At 69.0% G+C, this 20,486-nt stretch carries 17 protein-coding genes; 6 read left to right on the top strand and 11 right to left on the bottom strand.

Annotated elements, in window-relative coordinates:
- Window positions 1–15 precede the first annotated feature (15 nt).
- From G3M62_RS18340 to G3M62_RS18325, 4 genes are all read right to left on the bottom strand, one after another.
- Window positions 16–855 (bottom strand): TauD/TfdA dioxygenase family protein, encoded by an 840-nt coding sequence (locus G3M62_RS18340; protein WP_165189627.1) that lies wholly within the window; start codon window positions 853–855, stop codon window positions 16–18.
- A 102-nt stretch (window positions 856–957) separates the two neighbouring features.
- Window positions 958–1,488 (bottom strand): TetR/AcrR family transcriptional regulator, encoded by a 531-nt coding sequence (locus G3M62_RS18335; RefSeq protein WP_205691887.1) that lies wholly within the window; start codon window positions 1,486–1,488, stop codon window positions 958–960.
- A gap of 134 nt (window positions 1,489–1,622) precedes the next feature.
- Window positions 1,623–2,423, bottom strand: a complete 801-nt coding sequence (locus G3M62_RS18330) for an SDR family NAD(P)-dependent oxidoreductase (RefSeq protein ID WP_165189623.1) — start codon at window positions 2,421–2,423, stop codon at window positions 1,623–1,625.
- Between the two features lie 31 nt (window positions 2,424–2,454).
- Window positions 2,455–3,201 carry an SDR family NAD(P)-dependent oxidoreductase gene (locus tag G3M62_RS18325; protein WP_165189621.1) on the bottom strand — a complete coding sequence of 249 codons (747 nt, stop codon included), beginning with the start codon at window positions 3,199–3,201 and terminating at the stop codon, window positions 2,455–2,457.
- Window positions 3,202–3,504: 303 nt separating this feature from the next.
- Here G3M62_RS18325 and G3M62_RS18320 point away from each other — a divergent pair, with 303 nt between their 5' ends.
- The gene (locus tag G3M62_RS18320) at window positions 3,505–4,971 is read left to right on the top strand and encodes a carboxylesterase/lipase family protein (protein ID WP_165189619.1); all 1,467 of its coding nucleotides are present in this window, start codon (window positions 3,505–3,507) and stop codon (window positions 4,969–4,971) included.
- Here the strand turns inward: G3M62_RS18320 and G3M62_RS18315 are convergent.
- Entirely contained in the window at window positions 4,968–5,675 is a 708-nt protein-coding gene (locus tag G3M62_RS18315) for a dienelactone hydrolase family protein (RefSeq protein WP_165189617.1), read from the bottom strand. The genes G3M62_RS18320 and G3M62_RS18315 overlap by 4 nt on opposite strands.
- A 110-nt stretch (window positions 5,676–5,785) precedes the next feature.
- On the bottom strand, window positions 5,786–6,796 hold the full coding sequence (locus G3M62_RS18310) for an alpha/beta hydrolase fold domain-containing protein (protein ID WP_165189615.1): 1,011 nt from the start codon (window positions 6,794–6,796) through the stop codon (window positions 5,786–5,788).
- Window positions 6,797–6,956: 160 nt separating this feature from the next.
- Between G3M62_RS18310 and G3M62_RS18305 the strand changes: the two genes are divergently transcribed.
- Window positions 6,957–7,457, top strand: a complete 501-nt coding sequence (locus G3M62_RS18305; RefSeq protein ID WP_205691886.1) for a MarR family winged helix-turn-helix transcriptional regulator — start codon at window positions 6,957–6,959, stop codon at window positions 7,455–7,457.
- A 50-nt stretch (window positions 7,458–7,507) separates the two neighbouring features.
- Here the strand turns inward: G3M62_RS18305 and G3M62_RS18300 are convergent, their stop codons facing one another.
- The gene (locus G3M62_RS18300) at window positions 7,508–8,290 is read right to left on the bottom strand and encodes an SDR family NAD(P)-dependent oxidoreductase (protein WP_165189613.1); all 783 of its coding nucleotides are present in this window, start codon (window positions 8,288–8,290) and stop codon (window positions 7,508–7,510) included.
- A 181-nt stretch (window positions 8,291–8,471) separates the two neighbouring features.
- On the opposite strand from G3M62_RS18300, the gene G3M62_RS18295 reads away from it, so the two are divergent.
- Window positions 8,472–9,380: an SDR family NAD(P)-dependent oxidoreductase gene (locus tag G3M62_RS18295; RefSeq protein ID WP_165189611.1), complete on the top strand. Its 909-nt coding sequence runs from the start codon at window positions 8,472–8,474 to the stop codon at window positions 9,378–9,380.
- Window positions 9,381–9,529: 149 nt separating this feature from the next.
- Here the strand turns inward: G3M62_RS18295 and G3M62_RS18290 are convergent, their stop codons facing one another.
- From G3M62_RS18290 to G3M62_RS18280, 3 genes are all read right to left on the bottom strand, one after another.
- The gene (locus tag G3M62_RS18290; protein WP_165189609.1) at window positions 9,530–11,140 is read right to left on the bottom strand and encodes an AMP-binding protein; all 1,611 of its coding nucleotides are present in this window, start codon (window positions 11,138–11,140) and stop codon (window positions 9,530–9,532) included.
- 91 nt (window positions 11,141–11,231) lie between these two features.
- On the bottom strand, window positions 11,232–12,707 hold the full coding sequence (locus G3M62_RS18285; RefSeq protein WP_165189607.1) for a class I adenylate-forming enzyme family protein: 1,476 nt from the start codon (window positions 12,705–12,707) through the stop codon (window positions 11,232–11,234).
- Window positions 12,708–12,767: 60 nt separating this feature from the next.
- Window positions 12,768–13,637: a LysR family transcriptional regulator gene (locus G3M62_RS18280; RefSeq protein ID WP_165189605.1), complete on the bottom strand. Its 870-nt coding sequence runs from the start codon at window positions 13,635–13,637 to the stop codon at window positions 12,768–12,770.
- Window positions 13,638–13,753: 116 nt separating this feature from the next.
- Between G3M62_RS18280 and G3M62_RS18275 the strand changes: the two genes are divergently transcribed.
- Both G3M62_RS18275 and G3M62_RS18270 read left to right on the top strand, forming a co-directional pair.
- A complete protein-coding gene (locus G3M62_RS18275; protein ID WP_165189603.1) occupies window positions 13,754–15,364 on the top strand; it encodes a carboxyl transferase domain-containing protein in 1,611 nt (536 codons plus the stop codon).
- Window positions 15,365–15,368: 4 nt separating this feature from the next.
- Window positions 15,369–17,243: an acetyl/propionyl/methylcrotonyl-CoA carboxylase subunit alpha gene (locus tag G3M62_RS18270; RefSeq protein ID WP_165189601.1), complete on the top strand. Its 1,875-nt coding sequence runs from the start codon at window positions 15,369–15,371 to the stop codon at window positions 17,241–17,243.
- Between the two features lie 139 nt (window positions 17,244–17,382).
- On the opposite strand, the gene G3M62_RS18265 is transcribed toward G3M62_RS18270, so the two are convergent.
- Window positions 17,383–18,795 carry a helix-turn-helix domain-containing protein gene (locus G3M62_RS18265; protein WP_165189599.1) on the bottom strand — a complete coding sequence of 471 codons (1,413 nt, stop codon included), beginning with the start codon at window positions 18,793–18,795 and terminating at the stop codon, window positions 17,383–17,385.
- 154 nt (window positions 18,796–18,949) lie between these two features.
- Here G3M62_RS18265 and G3M62_RS18260 point away from each other — a divergent pair, with 154 nt between their 5' ends.
- On the top strand, window positions 18,950–20,482 hold the full coding sequence (locus G3M62_RS18260; protein ID WP_165189597.1) for an acyl-CoA carboxylase subunit beta: 1,533 nt from the start codon (window positions 18,950–18,952) through the stop codon (window positions 20,480–20,482).
- Window positions 20,483–20,486: the final 4 nt, after the last annotated feature.

Raw genomic sequence — 20,486 nt, 5'->3', positions numbered from 1 at the left:
CAAGACGCCCGCGACCTACTCGAAGGGCTCTTCGCCCTGCAGCTTGGTGCGGTGCATCATGCGGTTGCACTTGGGATCATAGGCCTCGGCGCGGTGCATGGTGCCAGTGTTGTCCCAGATCACCAGGTCGCCGACGCTCCATTCGTGGCTGTAGCTGAACTCTTCCTGAGTGGCCCATTCGCGCAGGCCGACGATGACCCGGGCGCTCTCGTCGGCCGGGACGTTGACGACGCGGTGCGCGGTGCAGCCGATCACCAGCGACTTGCGGCCCGAGGCGTGCTTCCACACCAGCGGCAACTCGTTCTCGCCGATCGCCTGCATGCCCTTCAGCTTGGCCAGGCTCGGTTCGGGCTCGTAGTAGAACACGGTCGCCCAGACCGAGTGGGCCACGCGCATCGCCTCGTATTTGGCCTTGTCCTCGTCAGACAGGGCCTCGTAGGCGGCGTAGGTGTTGCAGAAACCGGTGTTGCCGCCCCAGGTCGCCGGGACCTTGCACGACAGCAGCGAGGCCAGGATCGGCACGCTGTTCATGGTGCCGTCGATGTGCCAGTAGAGCGACCCCTTGAGGTATTCCGCGCTCTGCGGATTTTCCTTCACGTCCAGCGTGATCTTGTGGATTTCTTCGCCGCCGCGGTGCTCGGGCGCGAACGTACCCATGGTCTTGGTGAAGGCGATCTGCTCTTCATCGGTGAAGTTGATCTTGGGGAACACCAGAACGCCGCGTTCTTCGAGCAGGGCGCGAAGTTTCGGGCCGAGTTCACCCGACAGAAGCTCTGCCTTGGAATTCAGGACGCGGCTGCCGATCGACGGCTTGATCTGTTCTGCGACCACGCGGGTCAGAACGTCTACGGACATGATTGTCTCCCCAACGGAATTATCATTTGCTGAACACATGTTCAGCATTTTTGAATTTCGCCGTCAAGTCCCGCCAGAACGGGGGCGAGGGGGTGTAACGATCTAGGCCAGCAGGCGGTCGAGCCAGGCCTCCACAAAGGCGCGGGCGTCGTCGTGGCCCGCGCGGATGCCCATCTCGCCTTCCATGACCAGGGCGCGGCCGACGCCGGCCAGGACCAGGCTGAAGCCCGCCGCCGTGCCGCCGCCCGTCGCCGCCAGTCTTTCGCCGATCAGCTGCTCGAGCAGGGCGACCTGGCGCGCGCGCATGGCCTCGCTGTGACGGACGATCTCGGCGCCGATCACCTTGCGGTGGTTGGCCAGGGCCACGAACTCCAGCGCCAGATTGTTGCGGCTGGTGTCGGCGAAGAACCGCCACAGGGCCCGCAGCGGATCGTCGCTGGACAGGGCCTCCTCGATCATCGCGTCGCTCTGCGCCGCGCCGCGCTTGAACACGGCCAGGAACAGGTCGTCGGTGGTCGGGAAATAGTAGTGGACCAGCGAGGGCTTCAGGTCGGCGTGGATCGCGACCCGGCGGGTGCTGGCGGCGGCGTAGCCTTCCTCGCGGATGACCTGTTCGGCCGCGTCGAGGATCAACGTCCGGGTTTCGGAATTTTCAGCGCCAATGCGACGTTTGGGAGTCATCGGCGAAGCATAGGGGCCGTCGGCCGGCGCGCAAGTTGGGCCGGCGGGCGCGGGCTCGACGCGGAAACGAGAGGCCCGCGAGACGCTCATTTGGCGAAGGCCTGCACCGAGACGCCGCTCATGGCCGTCCAGCCCGCGTCGTTGTCGAACACCGCGCCGGTGGCGAAGCTGGACTCGTCGCTGGCCAGGAACAGGGCCATCATGGCCATCTCTTCCGGCTGGGCCATGCGGCCCAGCACGCCCATCCGGTCGATCAGCTCGTTGGAGGTCGGCAGGCCCCTGCGCTGCATTTCCTCGCGCTGCTCGCGGGCCATCGGCGTCTCGGTGGCGCCGGGGCACAGGGCGTTGGCGCGAATCCCGTGCTTGCCCAGCTCGACCGCCGTGACCTTGGTCAGGGCCACGACGCCGGCCTTGGACGCGCAATAGCCGGCGGAGCTGGCGACGATGTGGGCGGCGATCGAGGCGGTGTTGACGATCGACCCGCCGCCCGCCTCGATCATCTTCGGGGCGACGTGCTTGGTCATCAGCCAGGCGCCCTTCAGGTTCACCTCGACGCAACGGTCGAAGGCCTCCTCGGTGATGTCGAGGATCGAACGCTTGCCCTCGGTGTCGACGCCGGCGTTGTTGAACAGGATGGTGGGCAGGCCCAGCTCGGCCACCGTCCGGTCGACGATGCGCTGGACGTCGGCGGTCTTGCTGATGTCGGCGCCGATGGCGACGGCCGTGCCCCCAGCGGCGCGGATCGCCTCGACCACCGGCGCGACCCTGGCTTCGTCCAGGTCGACGGCGGCGATCTTGGCGCCTTCGCGCGCGAAGATCAGGGCGGAGGCTTCGCCCATGCCGCCCGCCGCCCCCGTTATGATCGCGATCTTTCCCGCCAGGCGCATGGCCCCGACCCTCCGGTTCAGGTCGCCTGGGTCAGGCCGAACCCATGTAGCGACCGCCGTTGGTGCTGATCGTCTGGCCGGTCATGTAGTTGGCCTCTTCCGACGCCAGATAGGCGCAGGCGGCGGCGATATCTTCGGGTTGGCCGATCCGCTTCATGGGGAGCGTCTTGGCGAAGGCCTCGGCGTCGATCGGCGCGCCGCGCAGCATCGGCGTATCGATGAAGCCGGGGGGCACCATGTTCACCGTGATGCCCGTCGGCGCGTATTCCAGCGCCAGCGCCTTGGTCAGGCCCAGCAGGCCGCCCTTGGACGAGACGTAGTGCGCCTGGGCGACCGAACCCGACTGGACCGACGAGGAGGTGATGTTGATGATGCGGCCCCACCCGGCGGCCAGCATGTCGGGGATCACTTCGCGGCAGAACAGGTGCGGACCCTTGAGGTTGATCGCGATCGTGCGGTCCCAGACCTCTTCGCTGATATCCATGTAGGGCACGAAGGTCGCGATGCCGGCGTTGTTCACCAGGATGGTGATGGGGCCCCATTCGGCGCGGATCTTGGTCGCGGCTTCCTTGATCGCCTTTTCGTTGGCGCAGTCGGCGACCAGGGCCATGGCCTTGCCGCCGGCGTCGGTGATCAGCTTGACGGTCTCGGCGGCGCCGTCGCCGTTCAGGTCCAGGACGGCGATGGCGGCTTCGTCGCGCGCCAGGCGCACGGCGATGGCGCGGCCGATCCCCGATCCGGCGCCGGTGACGATGGCCACTTTTCCCTTCAACGACATTCCAACTCTCCTAATGACCTGTTGGGTCGACCGGCCGGTTCAGGCCAGAGCCCCCGCCGCTTGGATCGCGGCTTGATGTGTCGCCTTCGGTACCACGACTGGTCGGGGCGTGGCGCTATCGACGGCCAAGCTTCCGCGCACCGTGATTGAACGGCTGTTCAGCGTTTGAACAGGAAGGCGGGCCGGGTCGTCAATCGCGGCGACGGCTGCATCGCCGGGTCGATGTCTGGCGCGCGCGAACCCCTTATCGGATGATCCAACACCCCGCCCGTGAAAGCCTACCGGCAAAAATCGGGGCGGATCATGAGCGAATTGACCATCAACACCGCCGCGGGCGCGGTACGAGGGATCCAGGCCGACGGCGTGCGGCGCTGGCTGGGCGTTCCCTATGCGCGGCAGGCGCGGTTCGCCGCCCCGGGGCCGGTCGAGCCCTGGACCGGCGTTCGCGACGCGACCAAGGTCGGCTCCAGCTGTCCCCAGATGTACGGCAACTCGGCCAAGCGGGCGATGCTGGCGACGCCGCAGTTCGCCGAGGACTGCCTGGACCTGAACATCTACGTCCCCGAGGGGGGCGAGGATGTGGACCGCAAGCCGGTCTATGTCTGGATCCATGGCGGCGCGTTCGTGGTCGGCAACGGTGGCTCCTACGACGGCTCGGCCATGGCCAAGGCGGGCGATGTCGTCGTCGTCACCATCAACTATCGGGTCGGGGTGCTGGGCTTCGTCAATTTCGGCGAGGCGCTGGGTCTGCCCGACATCCCCTCGAACCTGGGCCTGCGCGACCAGATCGCGGCGCTGGAATGGGTGCGCGACAACATCGCCGCGTTCGGCGGCGATCCGGATCGGGTGACGATCGGCGGCCAGTCGGCCGGCTCGATGTCGGTGTCGCTGCTGCTGCACGCACCGAAGGCCTGGCCGCTGTTCCGGGGCGCGATCATGCAGAGCGGGGCGCTCAGCCTGATCCACAGCCGTGAGAAGAGCCGCAAGATCGCCCGCCGCTATGTCGAGCTGCTGGACCTGAACCAGGGCGGGCTGGAGGCCATGCGGACCATGGACGTGCGCCGTCTGTTCGAGGCCCAGGGCCAGGTCGGTGGGGAGAACCCGGCCACCATCCCGGCCTCGCCCTGGTTCGACGGCGACCTGCTGCCGGGCTCGCTGGACGAAGCCCTGAAGCGGCCGGCCGCGCCTGTTCCCTTGATCGCCGGGGCCGCGCGCGACGAGATCCGCCTGTTCGAGCTGATGCCGGGCGACATCCTGCCCACGAAATGGCCGGCGCTGGAGGCGTTGCTGAACAGTCAGCTGGGCGAGGCGCACGCCGCGCGTGTGCTGTCCGCCTATCCGCGCACCAAGGCCGGGCGGCGGGCCCTGGCCACCGACCTGACCTTCGTCATGCCCACCCGCAATTTCGCCGAGCGCCAGATGGGCCACAGCCCGACCTGGTACTATCGCTTCGACTACAGCCACCCGATCGCCGGCGCGACCCACGGGCTGGATCTGACCTTGACCTGGCCGATGCAGAACTTCCGCGCGACCCTGGCGCGGGGCGGGCCGTTCAAGGGCAAGCGCGCGGCCTTGGGCCACCGGATGATCGGCCACTACGCCCACTTCGTCCGCCACCTGACGCCCGCGCCCGGCTGGCCCGCCTATACGGCCAAGGATCGCTCGGTGAAGGTCTTCGACTACGACGACCGGATCGAGGCCAATCCCGACGGCGGACGCCTGGCGGCCTGGGCCGGCCGGGACGCGGGGGCGGGGCTGGCGGTGGATTAGGGCGTCAGCGTCGCCTCCAGCAGCGCCAAGGTTCCCGCCCACGACACCCGATCCGCCAGCGGCTCGTACGCCACGCCGGGCCGCCCCAGCGCGCCCGCGTCGCGATCGGTGAAGCCGTGGGCGGCGCGGCTGAAGACGGTGATCTGGGACGAGACGTGGGCGCCGGCCATTTCGGCGCGGAACGCCTCGACATGCTCGGCCGGCACGAACGGATCCTGCCCGCCGCACCAGGCCGCGACCTGACCCCGGATCATGCCGGGTTGGGCGGCGCGCTGGGTGGTCAGCAGACCGTGGAAGCTGACCACGGCCCTGACATCCGCGCCGCTGCGCGCCAGCTCCAGCACGCAGAAGCCGCCGAAGCAGTAGCCGATCGCGGCGATCCGCTCGGCGTCGACCTGGGGCAGTCTCGCGAAGGCTTCATGCCAGGCCTCGAGCCGGTCGCGCAGCAGGTCGGGCTGGGCCTGGAGGGCGGCGAAATAGGCGCCGGCCTTGGCCGGATCGCCGTCCAGTTCGGCGCCGAACATGTCGGTGGCCAGGGCGACATAGCCGAGGTCGGCCAGATTGGCGGCCACCTCGCGCACCTGGGCGCCCAGGCCCAGAGCATTGTGCATGACCAGCACGCCCGGACGCGGCGAGCCGGCGTCTCCGCCGAACAGCTCGCCCTTGAGGACCGCGCCCTCATGCTCCAGCGTTACGATCTGCATCAGGCGGCTCCGGCGGGCTTCGGGGGCGCCACGGTCGCCAAAAGACCAGGCTCCCGCAATCGCGTCCGCCGAGGCATCGGCCTTGCGATGCCTCGGCGGACGGACCCCAGCTACTTCGCCAGCTTCAGATACTTTTGGAAGAAGCCGGTCATCACGTCGAAGGCCTCGCGCGATTCCGGCAGGGCGGGGTCGTAGAAGAACGCATGGCCCAGGCCGTCCCAGACGTGCAGGTCGGCGGTTGCCCCGGCCTTGACCAGTTCGCGATGGGTGTTGACCGCCGCGCTCATCTCCATGGCCCGGGTGGCGGTGATGATCAGGGTCGGCGGAAAGCGCTTGAGGAGGTCGGGCGACACCACCGGCGACACCTGCGGGTCCTCAAGGTTCGCGCCCTCGAAATAGCCCAGGGCGCGGGGCTGCGAGGCCAGCGCCTGGAAGGGGCGGGAGAAGCTGCGGCTGTCACCGGCCCAGCGGGCGTCGGCCGAGGCGCAGAAGATGCCGATCGCCGCCGGCAGCGGCAGCTTTTCCTTGATGAACGCCGCCATGGCCTCGGCCGTCAGCAGGCCGCCCGCCGAGCAGCCGAACACCGCGATGTCTTCCGGCCTGTGGGTCTTGAGCAACTCGCGATAGACCTTGACTACGTCCTCGGTCGCGGCCGGATAGACCGTCTCCGGCGCCTGGCGGTAGGTGATGCTGACGATCTCGACCTTGGCCAGGCTGGCCAGCGGGATCGACTCGACCATGCCCGTGCCCGGCGCCATGCCCATGACGAAGCCGCCGCCCGGCAGGTTCAGCAGGATCTTCTTGGCGTTGGCCTTGGATGCGCCGCCGACGGGCGCGACATAGACCGCCGGCACGCCGTCGATCACCGCGTCGCGAGTGGTGACGGGATACAGCGCCTTCAGCTTGTCGATCTGCGGGGCCATGTACTGGCCGATCTTGGGCCGGATCGAGGGCACCATGCCGGCGGCCAGCATCTGGCGCATCTGGGCTTCCTGATCGGTCGGCGTGCGGGGCAGGGCCTTCTTGGCCGCCTCGCTCAGATAGATGGATGGCGGCAGGTCGAAGCCGGGAACGACGACCGTGCCGTCAGGCTTGATCGAACCGGCTTCGGTCTTGGTCATCGGAGCTTCCTGTGCATGAACCAGCGCGGGCGCGAGGCCCGGGAGAAGGGCGGCGGCGGTCGCGGCCGCCAGGCGCGTTCGAAAACTGGTTTGCATCTGTCTCTCCCAAGTCGAGACCGCTCGGATCGGCGACCTCATATGTTATGAAACATAATATGCTTTGCTTGCGGCGATCCCGCAAGCGAGCTACCCACGCGATGTGAAAAAGCCCGCCGACGACACCGAGCCCTTCGCCGATCCCTTCGAAGCCATGCTGGGGTTTCAGCTGCGGCGGACGTCGGTGGCGGTGATGTCGGCCCTGGCCGGCGAACTGGCTCCCCTCGGACTCAATCCCAGCGAAGCGTCGCTGATCATGCTGATCGGGGCCAATCCGGGTTGTACGCAAAGCGCGATCAGCCGCGCCCAACGCGCCAAGCCCGCCAATCTGGTGCCGCTGATCAACCAGTTGGCGGCGGTGGGCGCGCTGGAGCGTGTTCCGGGGCGGGGGCGCGCCATCGCCCTGTCCCTGACGTCGAAGGGGCGGGACCTGTATGCTAGGGCTCAGGCGGTGTTCGCGCGGCAGGAGGCGCGGATCGGCCGCGGACTGCCGGCGGACAAGCGCGTGGAGATGATCGCCATGCTCCGCCAGATCTGCACGGACGCTTGCTGCCCGGATTCCTAATTCTCCCCGCTCATCCCGGCATTCGCCGGGATGAGCGGATTTTAAGAGGCCTACGCCTCGCCAGGCTCCACCCACGTCGTCCGCAGCGCGCGATCCGACATGTACTTGGTCGTGGTCCAGCCGCCGTCGACCACGATGGTCTGGCCGTTGATGAAGCCCGCGCCCGGCGAGCACAGGAAGGCGATGGTGCTGGCGATGTCCTCGACCTCGCCCAGGCGGGGGAAGGGCGTGGTCTCGACGTTCACGCGCTTGAACATCTCGTCGTCGAAGCGGTGACGGACCATGTCGGTCATGGTCACGCCCGGCGCCACGCAGTTGGCGCGGATGCCCTTCGGACCATAGTCGCAGGCGATGTGCTCGGTCAGCGAGGTCAGGCCGCCCTTGGCCGCCGAATAGGCCCCGCCGCGCCGCCCGCCGATCACGGCGTAGGTCGAGGTCACGTTGACGATGCCGCAGCCGGGACCCATGTGGCCGATCGCCTCGCGGCACAGCCGGAACGGCGCGCGCAGCATCACGTCCAGGAAGCTGTCCAGCAGGGCGTCGTCGGTCTCGTGCAGCGGCTTGGGGCTGCCGGCGCCGGCGTTGTTGATCAGGAAGTCGATCTTGCCGAAGCGCTCCAGCGCCAGGTCGACGATCTTCTTGGGCGCGTCGTCGGCGGTGACGTCGACCGACAGGGTGGCCAAGCGCTCGGGGTCGTTGATGGTCGAGGCCAGGGTCGCGAGCTTGCCCTCGTCGCGGCCCACGCCGACGATGGCCATGCCCGCGTCGTACAGCATCTTGGCCGTGCCCAGGCCGATGCCGCTTCCCGCGCCGGTGATGATGGCTACCTGCATGGTCGACTGTCCCTTCGGCTTGATGTCCTTCCTGGTGCGCCGCTTTTCGACGATGGTGTCAATCATCGCCCGCCGGACCGGCGCATTCATCGCCGCATCGAAATGTCGCCCGCGCCGATCCTCGCGCGATTTGCGGCGTGATACGGCCGTCTGAACGCTGATCCAGGCGAAGGATGTTCCCATGACTGAACTCAGGTTCGACGGCCGCGTCGCCGTCATCACCGGCGCGGGCCGGGGGCTGGGCCGGGCCTACGCCCTGCTGCTGGCAGCCAAGGGCGCCAAGGTCGTGGTCAATGATCCCGGCGCCAGCATGAAGGGCGGCGACGCCGACATCGGCGTGGCCGAGGAAGTAGTCCAGGAGATCAAGGCGGCCGGCGGCGAGGCCATCGCCTCGACCGACTCGGTGGCCACGCCCGAGGGCGGAGCGGCCATCGTCCAGAAGGCGATCGACACCTGGGGCAAGGTCGACATCCTGATCCACAACGCCGGCAACGTGCGCGGCGCGCCGCTGAAGGAGATGTCGCAGGAAGACTTCGACTCCGTGCTGGACGTCCACCTGCGCGGCGCCTTTCACGTGGTGCGCCCGGCCTATGCCCTGATGTGCGACGCCGGCTATGGCCGCATCGTGCTGACCTCGTCGATCGGCGGCCTCTATGGCAGCCGCAACCAGGCCAATTATTCGGTCTCCAAGGCCGGTGCGTTCGGCCTGTCGCATGTGGCCGCCATCGAGGGCGCCGAGTTCGGGGTCAAGAGCAACGCCATCGTACCGGCGGCCGTGACCCGCATGGCCGAGGGCCGCGACACCTCGGTCTATCCGCCGATGGAGCCTGACCTGGTGGCCCCGTCGGTGGCCTGGCTGGCCCACGAGGATTGCTCGATCACCGGCGAACTGCTGGTCTCCATCGCCGGCCGCGTGGCCAAGGCCTATGTCGCCGAGACCAAAGGGGTCTACCAGCCGTCCTGGACGATCGACGAGGTGGCTGAGCGGATGGGCGAGATTGGCGATCGCAAGGACTCGATCGTCTTCGAGCCGGTGCCGAACGGGCATGCCGAACACATCGGTTACAGCTTCGGGATGACGAAGGGCTAGCTGGACAATGATCCCTCTCCCCTTGCGGGAGAGGGTGGCCCGCGTAGCGGGTCGGGTGAGGGGTCTCTCCGCGCTTGCCGGATGGGGTTTTCGACCCCTCATCCGTCAGCTTCGCTGACACCTTCTCCCGCAAGGGGAGAAGGGGCGCGCTAGCCGCCCGCCGTCAGCGTCGCCCGGATGCCCTGCTTCAGCACCTTCCCGGCGTCGTTCTTCGGCAACGCCTCCCACAGCGCCACGGCCTCGGGATACTTGAACCGCGCCACGCCGAACCCGGCCAGGAACTCGGCCAGGCTGGGCACGTCGGGGCTCGCGCCGTCGCGCGGCACGATCACGGCCACGGCCCGTTCCCCGGTTCGGGCGTCGGGAACGCCGACGATGGCGATCTCGGCGACGCCGGGATGGCCGATCAGCAGGTCCTCGATCTCCTTGGGCGAGATGTTCTCGCCATTGCGGATGATCAGGTCCTTGATCCGGCCTGTGACCACCACATGGTCGCCGTCCACCAGCCGCCCCTGGTCGCCGGTGCGGTAGTAGCCGTCCTCGTCGAAGGCGCTGGCCTCGTCCTCGGCGTGGACATAGCCGACCAGCATCTGCGGACCGCGCGCCCGGATCTCGCCGTCGTCGGCGATCCTGACGCCGGCGATGCCGGGACGGCCGTCGGTGTCGGCGGCGTGGTCCAGGTCGCCGCGATCGATGACGCCCACGGTGGTGACCGGAACCTCGGTCGAGCCGTAGACGCGGCTGACGACCGCTTTCTCGAAATAGCCGGCGGCCTCGCGGATCAGGGCCGGCGGCACCGAGGCGCCGCCGCAGATGAACAGCTTCAGGTCGGGCAGGCGGGTGCCCGCCTTCCGCGCCGAGGCCAGCAGATGCTGCAGGAACGGCGTGGCCCCGGCCATGTGGGTGCAGCCCTCGCGGACCATGATCGCCACCGCCGCGTCGGGCTCCCAGGCCTCCATCAGGATCGCCGTCGCGCCCAGCATCAGCGGGGTCTCGAACGCGTAGATCGAGCCGCCGATGTGGCTGATGGGCGAGGGGACCAGGAAGCGGTCGCCGGGCTCGACCAGCCAATGGCGGCCGATCTGGCGGATCAGGGCGTTCAGTGAGTTGTGGGTGTGCATCACCCCCTTGGGGCGGCCGGTGGTGCCGCTGGTGTACATCACCATGCGGACGTCGTCGGCGTTCAGGGGCGGCACGTCCGCCGTCGTGGTCTCGGCCAGTAGGTCGGCGAAAGCGGTGTGGCCGCCCGCCTCGCCGCGCACGACGACCACTTCGGGCGGGGTTTCCAGCACCTCGGTCACCCGGGCCAGCATGGCCGCGTAGTCGTGATTGCGGAACGTGCCCGGCACGAAGATCATCCGGCTCTTGATGTCGGCCAGCATGAAGCGCAGGTCGTGATCGCGCAGCGACGGCAGGATCGGGTGGGCGACCATGCCGGCCAGGGTGGCGGCCATGTAGATCACCGCCGCCTCGCGCCAGTTGGGCAGCATGAACGACACGACGCTGCCGGGCTGGAAGCGGACCAGCATGGCGCGCGCCAGCCGGCTAGCCTGGTCGTGAAGCTCGGCGGCGCTGAGGCTAGCCACATCGTCGACCACCAGGATGCGATCGGGCGTTTCGGCCGCCGCGCGGTTCAGGGCGTCGGCGCAGGTCTCGGGCCGCCACCAGCCGTCGGCATAGGCCTGGTCGGCCAGGGCGGCGTTCCAGCGAATGCGCCACCCGGTCGGGGTCGTGCGTGTCGCGTCATCCGCCTGCGTCATGAGGGTTCTCTTGCCAGGTCCATCGTCGGCGGGATTTAGGCCGTCGGCGCGGACAGGGGCAATCGACGCGCCCAATCGAGCGCCCGGGCGATCAGCGGGCCGGCTCGGTCTCGAACAATCGCTTCAGCCCCGGCCGGTCGATCTTGAACGACGGGTTCTTGGGCAGGGTCGCGACGAAGCGCCAGTGGACCGGAATGTGGGTCGAGGGCAGGTGCAGGCGCAGGTGAGCCTCCAGGTCGGCGACCTCTGGCTGGGCCTCGCCGGGCTTCAGCTCGACCGCCGCGCCGGGCACCTGCGACACCCGGGGATCGGCCACGCCGACCACCCCGACCGCAGAGATCGCCGGATGCAGCAGCAGCGCGCGCTCGATCGTCTCGGGCAGCACCTTGAACCCGCCCCGCATGATCGCCCCGTCGGCCCGGCCGCGATGGAACAGGAAGCCGTCGGCGTCGATCACCGCGATGTCGGAGGTGCGGATCCAGTCCTGCCCCATGCGCGGCGAGACCAGTTCCAGGATACCCTCCTGGCCCGGCGGCAGGATTTCGTCGGTGACCGGATCGCGCACCCGCAGGTGCACGCCCGCCATGGCCCGGCCGACGCTGCCGAACTTGGCGTCGCCCCACTCCGCGCGCAGCTGCGGCGTCATCGCCACCACCGGCCCGCCGAACTCGGTGGCGCCGTACGACAGCAGGATCGGGATGCCGTACTTGTCCTCGAACCGCCGCTGCACAGTCGGGTCCAGCGGCGCCGCGCCGGTGCTGAAGAATTTCAGCGACGACAGGTCTTCGGCCGGCACGTCGGCGTCCAGGATCATGGCCACCGCCGCCGGCGGCGCGCCCCCGGCCTTGGGGCGATAGCACACCACGAAGTCGCGCCACGCCTGCACCGTGAACCGGTCCAGCAGCACCACGCGTTTGCCCCGCAGCAGCGAGGCCGCGACGCTGTAGACGCCCGAGATGTTGCCGATCGGGAACGACATCAGGAACGGCGGCTCGTCCGGATCGTCGATCATCGTCACGCCCTGGTTCTGGACGAAGCCGGCGATGACGCTGTGGGGGATCGGGAATGGCTTGGGCGGGCCGGTGGTGCCGCTGGTCAGGATCTCGACCTGCGGCGCGTCGGTCGGTTCGGGGCGCGGCGTTCCCTGTTCGAGGCCAGGCATCGCGCGCGCGGTCATGTCGCCCAGGCCAACGCCGGCCATGCCCTTGGCCGCCAGCACCGCGCGGACCTCGGGTGTGAAGTCCTCCTCGGCGAGCACGGCCACCGAAGCGTCCAGCCGGTCGATGGCGGCGGCGATCGCTGCGGGCGACTGGAAGGCGTAGATCATCCGTACGCCGCGCCCGTCGGCCAGCATGGCCAGCAAGGCGGCGAGGGCGGAAGGCCTGTTGCGCGGCGCGAAGATCACCGACCCGCGCGCGCCGGCTCCGCTCTCGGAGAGTTTGCGCCGGATATCCTGGGCCAGCGCCTGCACGGCGCCCCAGTCATGCCACGTCCCGTCGAATTCGATCGCGGGGCGCGACGGGTCGATGGCGAGGGTCTGCGCGCAAAGCTCGGCCAGGGAGGTCATGGGCGAAAGTCTTAGGGCGCCCGACCGACCCGGCAAGGCGAGGGCGCATCGCCCTGGCGCTTAATGGGCGCTCTCTCCGGCCAAGGCGCGCAGGGCCAGAACGGCCGGTGAGGCCTCAGCCGGCGGCGCTTCGGCCCAGACCAGCCCGATCCGGCGCCGGGCGTCGAAGCCCGCCAGCTTGGGCATGGCCAAGCCCGGCTCGGCGTAGCTGTCGGGCATCACCGTCACCCCAAGCCCGGCCTTGACCAGGGCCACGGTGCGATCGTCGTTGGTGGTGCGGAAGCTGAAGTGCGGGCGCACGCCACGCTCGGTGAAATAGCGGCTGGTTTCCGACAGCACTTCGCAGTGGCGGCGCACGATCATGGTCTCGCCCGCCAGGCTCTCGCCGGTCACCACCTCCATCTGGGCGCAGGGATGGTCGGCCGAGGCGGCCAGGCTGTAACCTTCCTCGAACAACACCTCGTGGTCGAACCGCGCCTCGCCGGGGCGGATCAGGGTCAGGGCCACGTCGATGCGCCGGCGTTGCAGCCGGCCCAGCAGGTCGCGCTCGCCGCCCTCGATGATCTCCAGCGTGTCGGGCGCGGCCGCCGCGGCGTTGGCGCCCACGACGGCCTCGATCAGACGGGTGGGCAGGGCCGACAGCACGCCGATCCGCAGCATCCGGGCCGGGGTCTGGTCGAATATCCGCGCGTCCAGCGCATTGAACTCGCTCTCGATCGCCCGGGCGTGATGCAGCAGGCGCACGCCGGCCTGGGTCAGCTGCACCCGGCGGCTGTTGCGCAGGAACAGCCGCGCGCCCAGCCCATCCTCCAGCTTGGCGATCCCGACCGACAGGGTCGGCTGGGTGACGTTCATCTGGGCGGCGGCGCGCGAGAAGTTGCCGGCGTCGACGACGGCCAGGAAATAGCGCAGGTGATACCGGTCAATCATAGATCGAAACTATACACTACCTCTCGAAAGGACAATTTTTCAGGAAGAAGGCCTGCCCGCTAGGTGTGTCGCGCCGAAGCCGAGATGGCTTCAGTTACGACGTTCGAGACGGGGTCATGGTCAAACTGACATCGCAGCTGCGCGCCGACGGCGACGCCTGGCGCGCCAACGCCGCGCACAACCGGGCCTTGGTCGAGACCCTGCGCGACAAGATCGCCGCCGCCGCCCTGGGCGGGCCGGAAAACGCCCGCCAGCGCCACGCGGCGCGTGGCAAGCTGTTGCCCCGCGAGCGGGTCGAGCGGCTGCTGGATCCCGGCTCGCCGTTCCTCGAGATCGGCGCCCTGGCCGCCGGCGGCATGTACGGCGACGAGGCCCCCGGCGCCGGCCTGATCTGCGGCGTGGGCCGCGTTTCGGGGCGCGAGGTGATGATCGTCTGCAACGACCCGACCGTGAAGGGCGGCGCATATTTCCCGATGACGGTGAAGAAGCATCTGCGCGCCCAGGAGATCGCCGAGCAGAACCATTTGCCGTGCGTCTATCTGGTCGACAGCGGCGGCGCGAACCTGCCGCACCAGGCCGAGGTGTTTCCCGATCGCGACCACTTCGGCCGGATCTTCTTCAATCAGGCGCGGATGTCGGCCCTGGGCATCGCCCAGATCGCCTGCGTCATGGGCTCGTGCACGGCCGGCGGGGCTTATGTCCCGGCCATGAGCGACGAGTCGATCATCGTCCAGAACCAGGGCACGATCTTCCTGGGCGGCCCGCCGCTGGTGAAGGCCGCCACCGGCGAGATCATCTCGGCCGAGGAACTGGGCGGGGCCGACACCCACGGCCGCAGGTCCGGCGTGGTCGACCACGTGGCGGCCAATGACGAGCACGCCCTGCAGATCGTCCGCGACATCGTCGCCGGCCTGAACCGCAACAAGCGCATCGACCTGGAACTGGCCGAGCCGGTCCCGCCGGCCCTCGATCCGCAGGAACTGTACGGTGTCGTGCCCACCGACGTCCGCGCCCCCTACGATGTGCGCGAGGTGATCGCCCGCATCGTCGACGGCTCGGACTTCCAGGAGTTCAAGGCGCTGTACGGCACGACCCTGGTCTGCGGCTTCGCGCGGATCTGGGGCATGCCGGTCGCCATCCTGGCCAACAACGGCGTGCTGTTCAGCGAAAGCGCCCTGAAGGGCGCGCACTTCATCGAGCTGGCCTGCCAGCGCAAGATCCCGCTGGTGTTCCTGCAGAACATCTCGGGCTTCATGGTCGGCGGCAAGTACGAGGCCGGCGGCATCGCCAAGGACGGCGCCAAGCTGGTCACGGCCGTCGCCACCGCCAACGTGCCCAAGTTCACGGTGCTGATCGGCGGCTCGTTCGGGGCCGGCAACTACGGCATGTGCGGCCGAGCCTACAGCCCGCGCTTCCTGTTCTCCTGGCCCAACAGCCGCATCTCGGTGATGGGCGGCGAGCAGGCGGCCAGCGTGCTCTCCACGATTAAGCGCGACGGCCTGGAAGCCAAGGGCGAGACCTGGGCCGCCGAGGATGAGGACGCCTTCAAGGCTCCGATCCGCGCCCGCTACGAGGCCGAAGGCGACCCCTACTACGCCACCGCGCGGCTCTGGGACGACGGGGTGATCGACCCGGCCCAAACCCGCGATGTCCTGGGCCTGGCGATCAGCGCCAGCCTCAACGCTCCTGTCGTCGAAGCCCCGCGCTTCGGCGTGTTCCGGATGTAGCCCGATGATCGAAAGCGTCCTGATCGCCAACCGCGGCGAGATCGCCTGCCGGATCATCAAGACCGCCCGCCGCCTGGGCGTGCGGACGATCGCGGTCTATTCCGAAGCCGACGCCGGCGCGCCGCACGTGCGCCTGGCGGACGAGGCGGTGCTGATCGGCCCGGCCCCGGCCCGCGAAAGCTACCTGGTCGCCGACAGGATCCTGGCGGCGGCCAAGGCGACCGGCGCGGCGGCCATCCACCCCGGCTACGGCTTCCTGTCGGAGAACGCCCAGTTCGCCCAGGCCGTGATCGACGCCGGCCTGGTCTGGGTCGGCCCACCGCCCTCGGCGATCCTGGCCATGGGCCTGAAGGACGCGGCCAAGGCGCTGATGCAGAAGGCCGGCGTGCCGGTCACGCCCGGCTATCTGGGCCAGGACCAGGATCCCGAGCGCCTGCGCCGCGAGGCCGACGCCATCGGCTATCCGGTGCTGATCAAGGCCGTGGCGGGCGGCGGCGGCAAGGGCATGCGCAAGGTTGAGCGCGGCGAGGATTTCGACGCGGCCCTGACCTCGTGCCGTCGCGAAGCCGCCGCCAGCTTCGGCGACGATCGCGTGCTGATCGAGAAATACATCACCCGTCCGCGCCACATCGAGGTGCAGGTCTTCGCCGATCGCCACGGCCAGGTGGTGCACCTGTTCGAGCGCGACTGCTCGGTGCAGCGCCGTCACCAGAAGGTCATCGAGGAGGCTCCGGCTCCCGGCATGACGCAGGCGGCGCGAGCGGCGGTCACCGAAGCGGCGGTGCGCGCGGCCCGGGCCGTCAACTACGAGGGCGCCGGCACCATCGAGTTCATCGCCGACGGCTCCGAAGGCCTCCAGCCCGACCGCATCTGGTTCATGGAGATGAACACCCGGCTGCAGGTCGAGCACCCGGTCACCGAGAAGGTCACCGGTCAGGACCTGGTCGAATGGCAGCTGCGCGTGGCCTCGGGCGAACCCCTGCCGCTGAAGCAGGACGAGATAACCCTCACCGGTTGGGCCATGGAGGCGCGGCTCTACGCCGAGTCCCCCGAGGCCGGTTTCCTGCCCTCGACCGGACCGCTGCGCCGCTTCCGCCTGCCGCACGACGTGCGCATCGACACCGGCGTGGAGGAGGGCGGCGAGGTCACCCCGTTCTACGATCCGATGATCGCCAAGCTGATCGTCTCGGGCCCCACGCGCCAGGCCGCCGCCCGCCGCCTGGCCAAGGCCTGCCGCGCGGTCGAGGTCTATCCGGTCAAGACCAACGCCGGCTTCCTGGCCCGGGTGCTGGACCATCCGGACTTCCTGTCGGGAACCGCCGACACCGGCTTCATCGAGCGCCATGCCGAGGCGCTGGTCCCGGCCGCCGCCGCGCCGCCCGCCGCCGCCCAGCAGGCCGCCGCGCGCCTGCGCGTGGCGCGGTCCGCGGGCGTCTCGGCCGATCCCTGGCGCGGGGCTGTCGGCTTCCGCATCGGCGGGCCGCGCCCGATCGTCGTGGCCCTGAAGGCCCGCGACGAGATCCTCCAGGTCACGATCGACGACCAGCCCGCGCCGGAGGCCGTGCTGATCGACGACGCCTATGTCGCCTTCGTCGACGGCGAGGCCCACGGCTTCGGCGAGCCCCGGGTCAGCGGCGCGCTGGACGGCGGGGTGGCCGGCGGCGGGGTGCTGTCGCCCATGCCCGGCAAGGTCGTGGCCCTGTTGGTCGAGGCGGGGGCTAGCGTCGAGCTGGGCCAGCCCCTGATCACGGTCGAGGCCATGAAGATGGAGCACACCCTGACCGCGCCCGTGGCGGGCGTGGTGGCCGAGGCATTGGCGCGGGTCGGCGACCAGGTCACCGAGGGGCAACTGTTGGTGAGGCTGGAGAAGGTGGACTAGGATTTAGCTCCTAGAACGAAAATCTCGTCCTTCGACAGGCTCAGGATGAGGTTTTCGACTGCGAGGCTTGCGCCATGGTCCTCATCCTGAGCTTGTCGAAGGACGAGGACCACGCACCGCGCTTGATCGCCGATAGACCCTACCGCCGCAGCTCGAACGGCACCTGGCGGCGTTCGTTCTCGAACACCTCGAAGGTCCGGTCCACCGGCGGGAAGGCCCGCTGGGCGCAGTTGTCGCGCTCGCAGATCCGGCAGCTGACGCCGATCGGCACGGATGGCCCGGCCAGGTCCAGTCCCTGAGCATAGACCAGGCTGTCGGCATATTGCACCTCGCAGCCCAGGCCCAGGGCGTAGCGCCGGTCGGGCCGCAGGTAGTCGCCCGACGGCTTCACCACGCCCCGGGCGATGCTGACATAGCGCACCCCGTCGGGCATCTCGGCCAACTGCACCAGCCAGTGGTCGGGCCGGGCGAAGGCGTCGTGCACGTTCCACAGCGGGCAGGTGCCGCCGAACCGCGCGAACTGCAGGCGCGTGGCGCTGTGGCGCTTGGTGATGTTGCCGGCTTGGTCCACCCGCACGAAGTAGAACGGCACGCCCCGCGCGCCCGGCCGCTGCAGGGTGCTGAGGCGATGGAACACCTGCTCCAGGCTGGTCTGGAAGGTCAGGCTCAGTTGCTCGGTGTCGTGTCGCGCCGTCCGCGCCGCCTCGCGGAACCGCTCATAGGGCAGCAGCAGGGCGCCGGCCGCGTAGTTCAGCAGGGCCGTGCGGCAGACCTTGGCCGCGCCCTCGCTGCGAAAGCCCGCGGCCGCCAGCTCGGCCTCGACGGCGTCGTGCAGCGTCGCGGACACGATTTGATAGGCCATCTGGAAGCCGCGCGTGGCCGTCGCCTGGGCCGCGCCCAGGGTCAGCAGCCCGGCGGCCGGATCGAACCGCCGCAGCAGGTCGTGGTCGTTGGACCGAACGACCCGGATCCCCAGGCCGTCGCGCAGGCGGCGCTCCAGCACCGTCTCGACCGGCTCGTCGCCATCCAGTCCCAGCTCGGCGGCCAGGGCCTCGGCCGCCACGTCCAGGCTATGGATGTAGTTGTTCTTGTAGTGGAAGAAGTCGCGCACCTCCTCGTAGGGTAGCAGGGCGCTGGCCGCACCGCGCTCGTCCAGAGACACGGCTTCCTCGGTGGTCTTCAGCCGCTCGTCCAGCCGGCGATAGGCGTGGTGCAGGGCCAGATAGGCCTTGGCGAGGTTGGGGGTGTTGGCCACCGCCGACTTCAGTTCCAGCAGGCTGGGGGTCTCGCCGTCCTGAATCGGATCGGCCGTGGCCTCGCGCAGGTCGGCGATCATCCGCTGGTCGTCGGCGGCGTCCAGCGAGGCGGCGTCGACCTCGAACACCCGCATCACGTCGATCAGCACCCGCGCCGTCACCGGCCGCTGGTTGGCCTCGATCTGCGACAGATAGCTGGCCGAGACCCCCAGCCGGGCGGCGCAGGGCTCCAGCTTCCAGCCCTTGGCCTGGCGCAGGAGGCGGACCTTGGGGCCGATGAACAGCTTGTCGCGCACGGCTTCACAACTTTTCAGTTTTACAAGTTTCGCCGTTGCAACACCGCTCGGCGGCTCGATTTTGCTCAGGTTTTCCTTGCTAGCAAGCACAATAAGCGGATTTTGAGCGTTCCTTTCTTTTTACAAGCCCACTTCTTTTTATAAGAGCCCCCGCGTGCAGCACATACTCGAGGAACTGGATCGTCGTCGCGAGCAGGCGCGTGCGGGCGGCGGCGAGGCGCGGGTGGCCAGCCAGCACGCCAAGGGCAAGCTGACGGCGCGCGAGCGGATCGATCTGCTGCTGGACGAAGGCTCGTTCGAGGAGTTCGACATGTTCGTCGAGCACCGGGGCGTGGAGTTCGGCATGGCCGAGCAGAAGGTGCCCGGCGACGGGGTGGTGACCGGCTGGGGCACGATCAACGGCAAGGTGGTCTACGTCTTCTCCAAGGACTTCACGGTGTTCGGCGGCTCGCTGAGCGGGGCGCACGCGGCCAAGATCGTCAAGGTCCAGCGCCAGGCCATGAAGGTCGGGGCGCCGATCATCGGCCTGTTCGACGCGGGCGGGGCGCGCATCCAGGAGGGCGTCGACAGCCTGGCCGGCTATGCCGACATCTTCCTGGAAAACGTCATGGCCTCGGGCGTGGTGCCGCAGATCAGCGTGATCATGGGCCCCTGCGCCGGCGGCGATGTCTACAGCCCCGCCATGACCGACTTCATCTTCATGGTGAAGGACACCAGCTACATGTTCGTGACCGGTCCTGACGTGGTCAAGACCGTCACCAACGAGGTGGTCACCGCCGAGGAACTGGGCGGGGCCCGGGTCCATGCGTCGAAGTCGGGCGTGGCCGAAGGGGCGTTCGAGAACGACCTGGAGGCCCTGACCCAGGTACGCCGCCTGATCGACTTCCTGCCGTCGTCCAACCGCGAGACCGCGCCGGAGCGCGAGAGCTTCGACGAGGCCTACCGGGCCGAGCCCAGCCTCGACACCCTGATCCCCTCCGATCCGGGCAAGCCCTACGACATGAAGGAACTGATCCTGAAGATCGTCGACGAGGCCGACTTCTTCGAGATCTCCAGCGAGTGGGCCAAGAACATCGTCTGCGGCTTCGCCCGCCTGGACGGCGAGAGCGTCGGCATCGTGGCCAACCAGCCCCAGGTGCTGGCCGGGGTGCTGGACATCGACAGTAGCCGCAAGGCCGCCCGCTTCGTGCGGTTCTGCGACGCCTTCAACATCCCGATCATCACCCTGGTCGACGTGCCGGGCTTCATGCCGGGCACCAAGCAGGAGTACGGCGGGCTGATCAAGCACGGCGCCAAGCTGCTGTTCGCCTATGCCGAGGCGACGGTTCCGAAGATCACCCTGATCACCCGCAAGGCCTATGGCGGGGCCTATGACGTGATGAGCTCCAAGCACCTGCGCGGCGACTTCAACTACGCCTGGCCCACCGCCGAGATCGCGGTGATGGGGGCGAAAGGCGCGGTGGAGATCATCTTCCGCCAGGAGGCCAAGGATCCGCAGGCCCTGGCCGCCCGCGAGGCCGAGTACAAGGACCGCTTCGCCAACCCGTTCGTCGCGGCCTCCAGAGGCTACATCGACGACGTGATCATGCCCCACGGCACCCGCAAGCGCCTGGTCCGGGCCCTCAAGAGCCTCAGGGGCAAGGAGCTGTCCAACCCCTGGCGCAAACACGACAACATCCCGCTGTGAGTCC

Origin of the sequence: Caulobacter soli, from assembly GCF_011045195.1 — a bacterium.
Taxonomy (GTDB): domain Bacteria; phylum Pseudomonadota; class Alphaproteobacteria; order Caulobacterales; family Caulobacteraceae; genus Caulobacter; species Caulobacter soli.
Note: the sequence above shows the minus strand (reverse complement) of the source record. Positions and strands in the feature narration are given on the sequence as shown.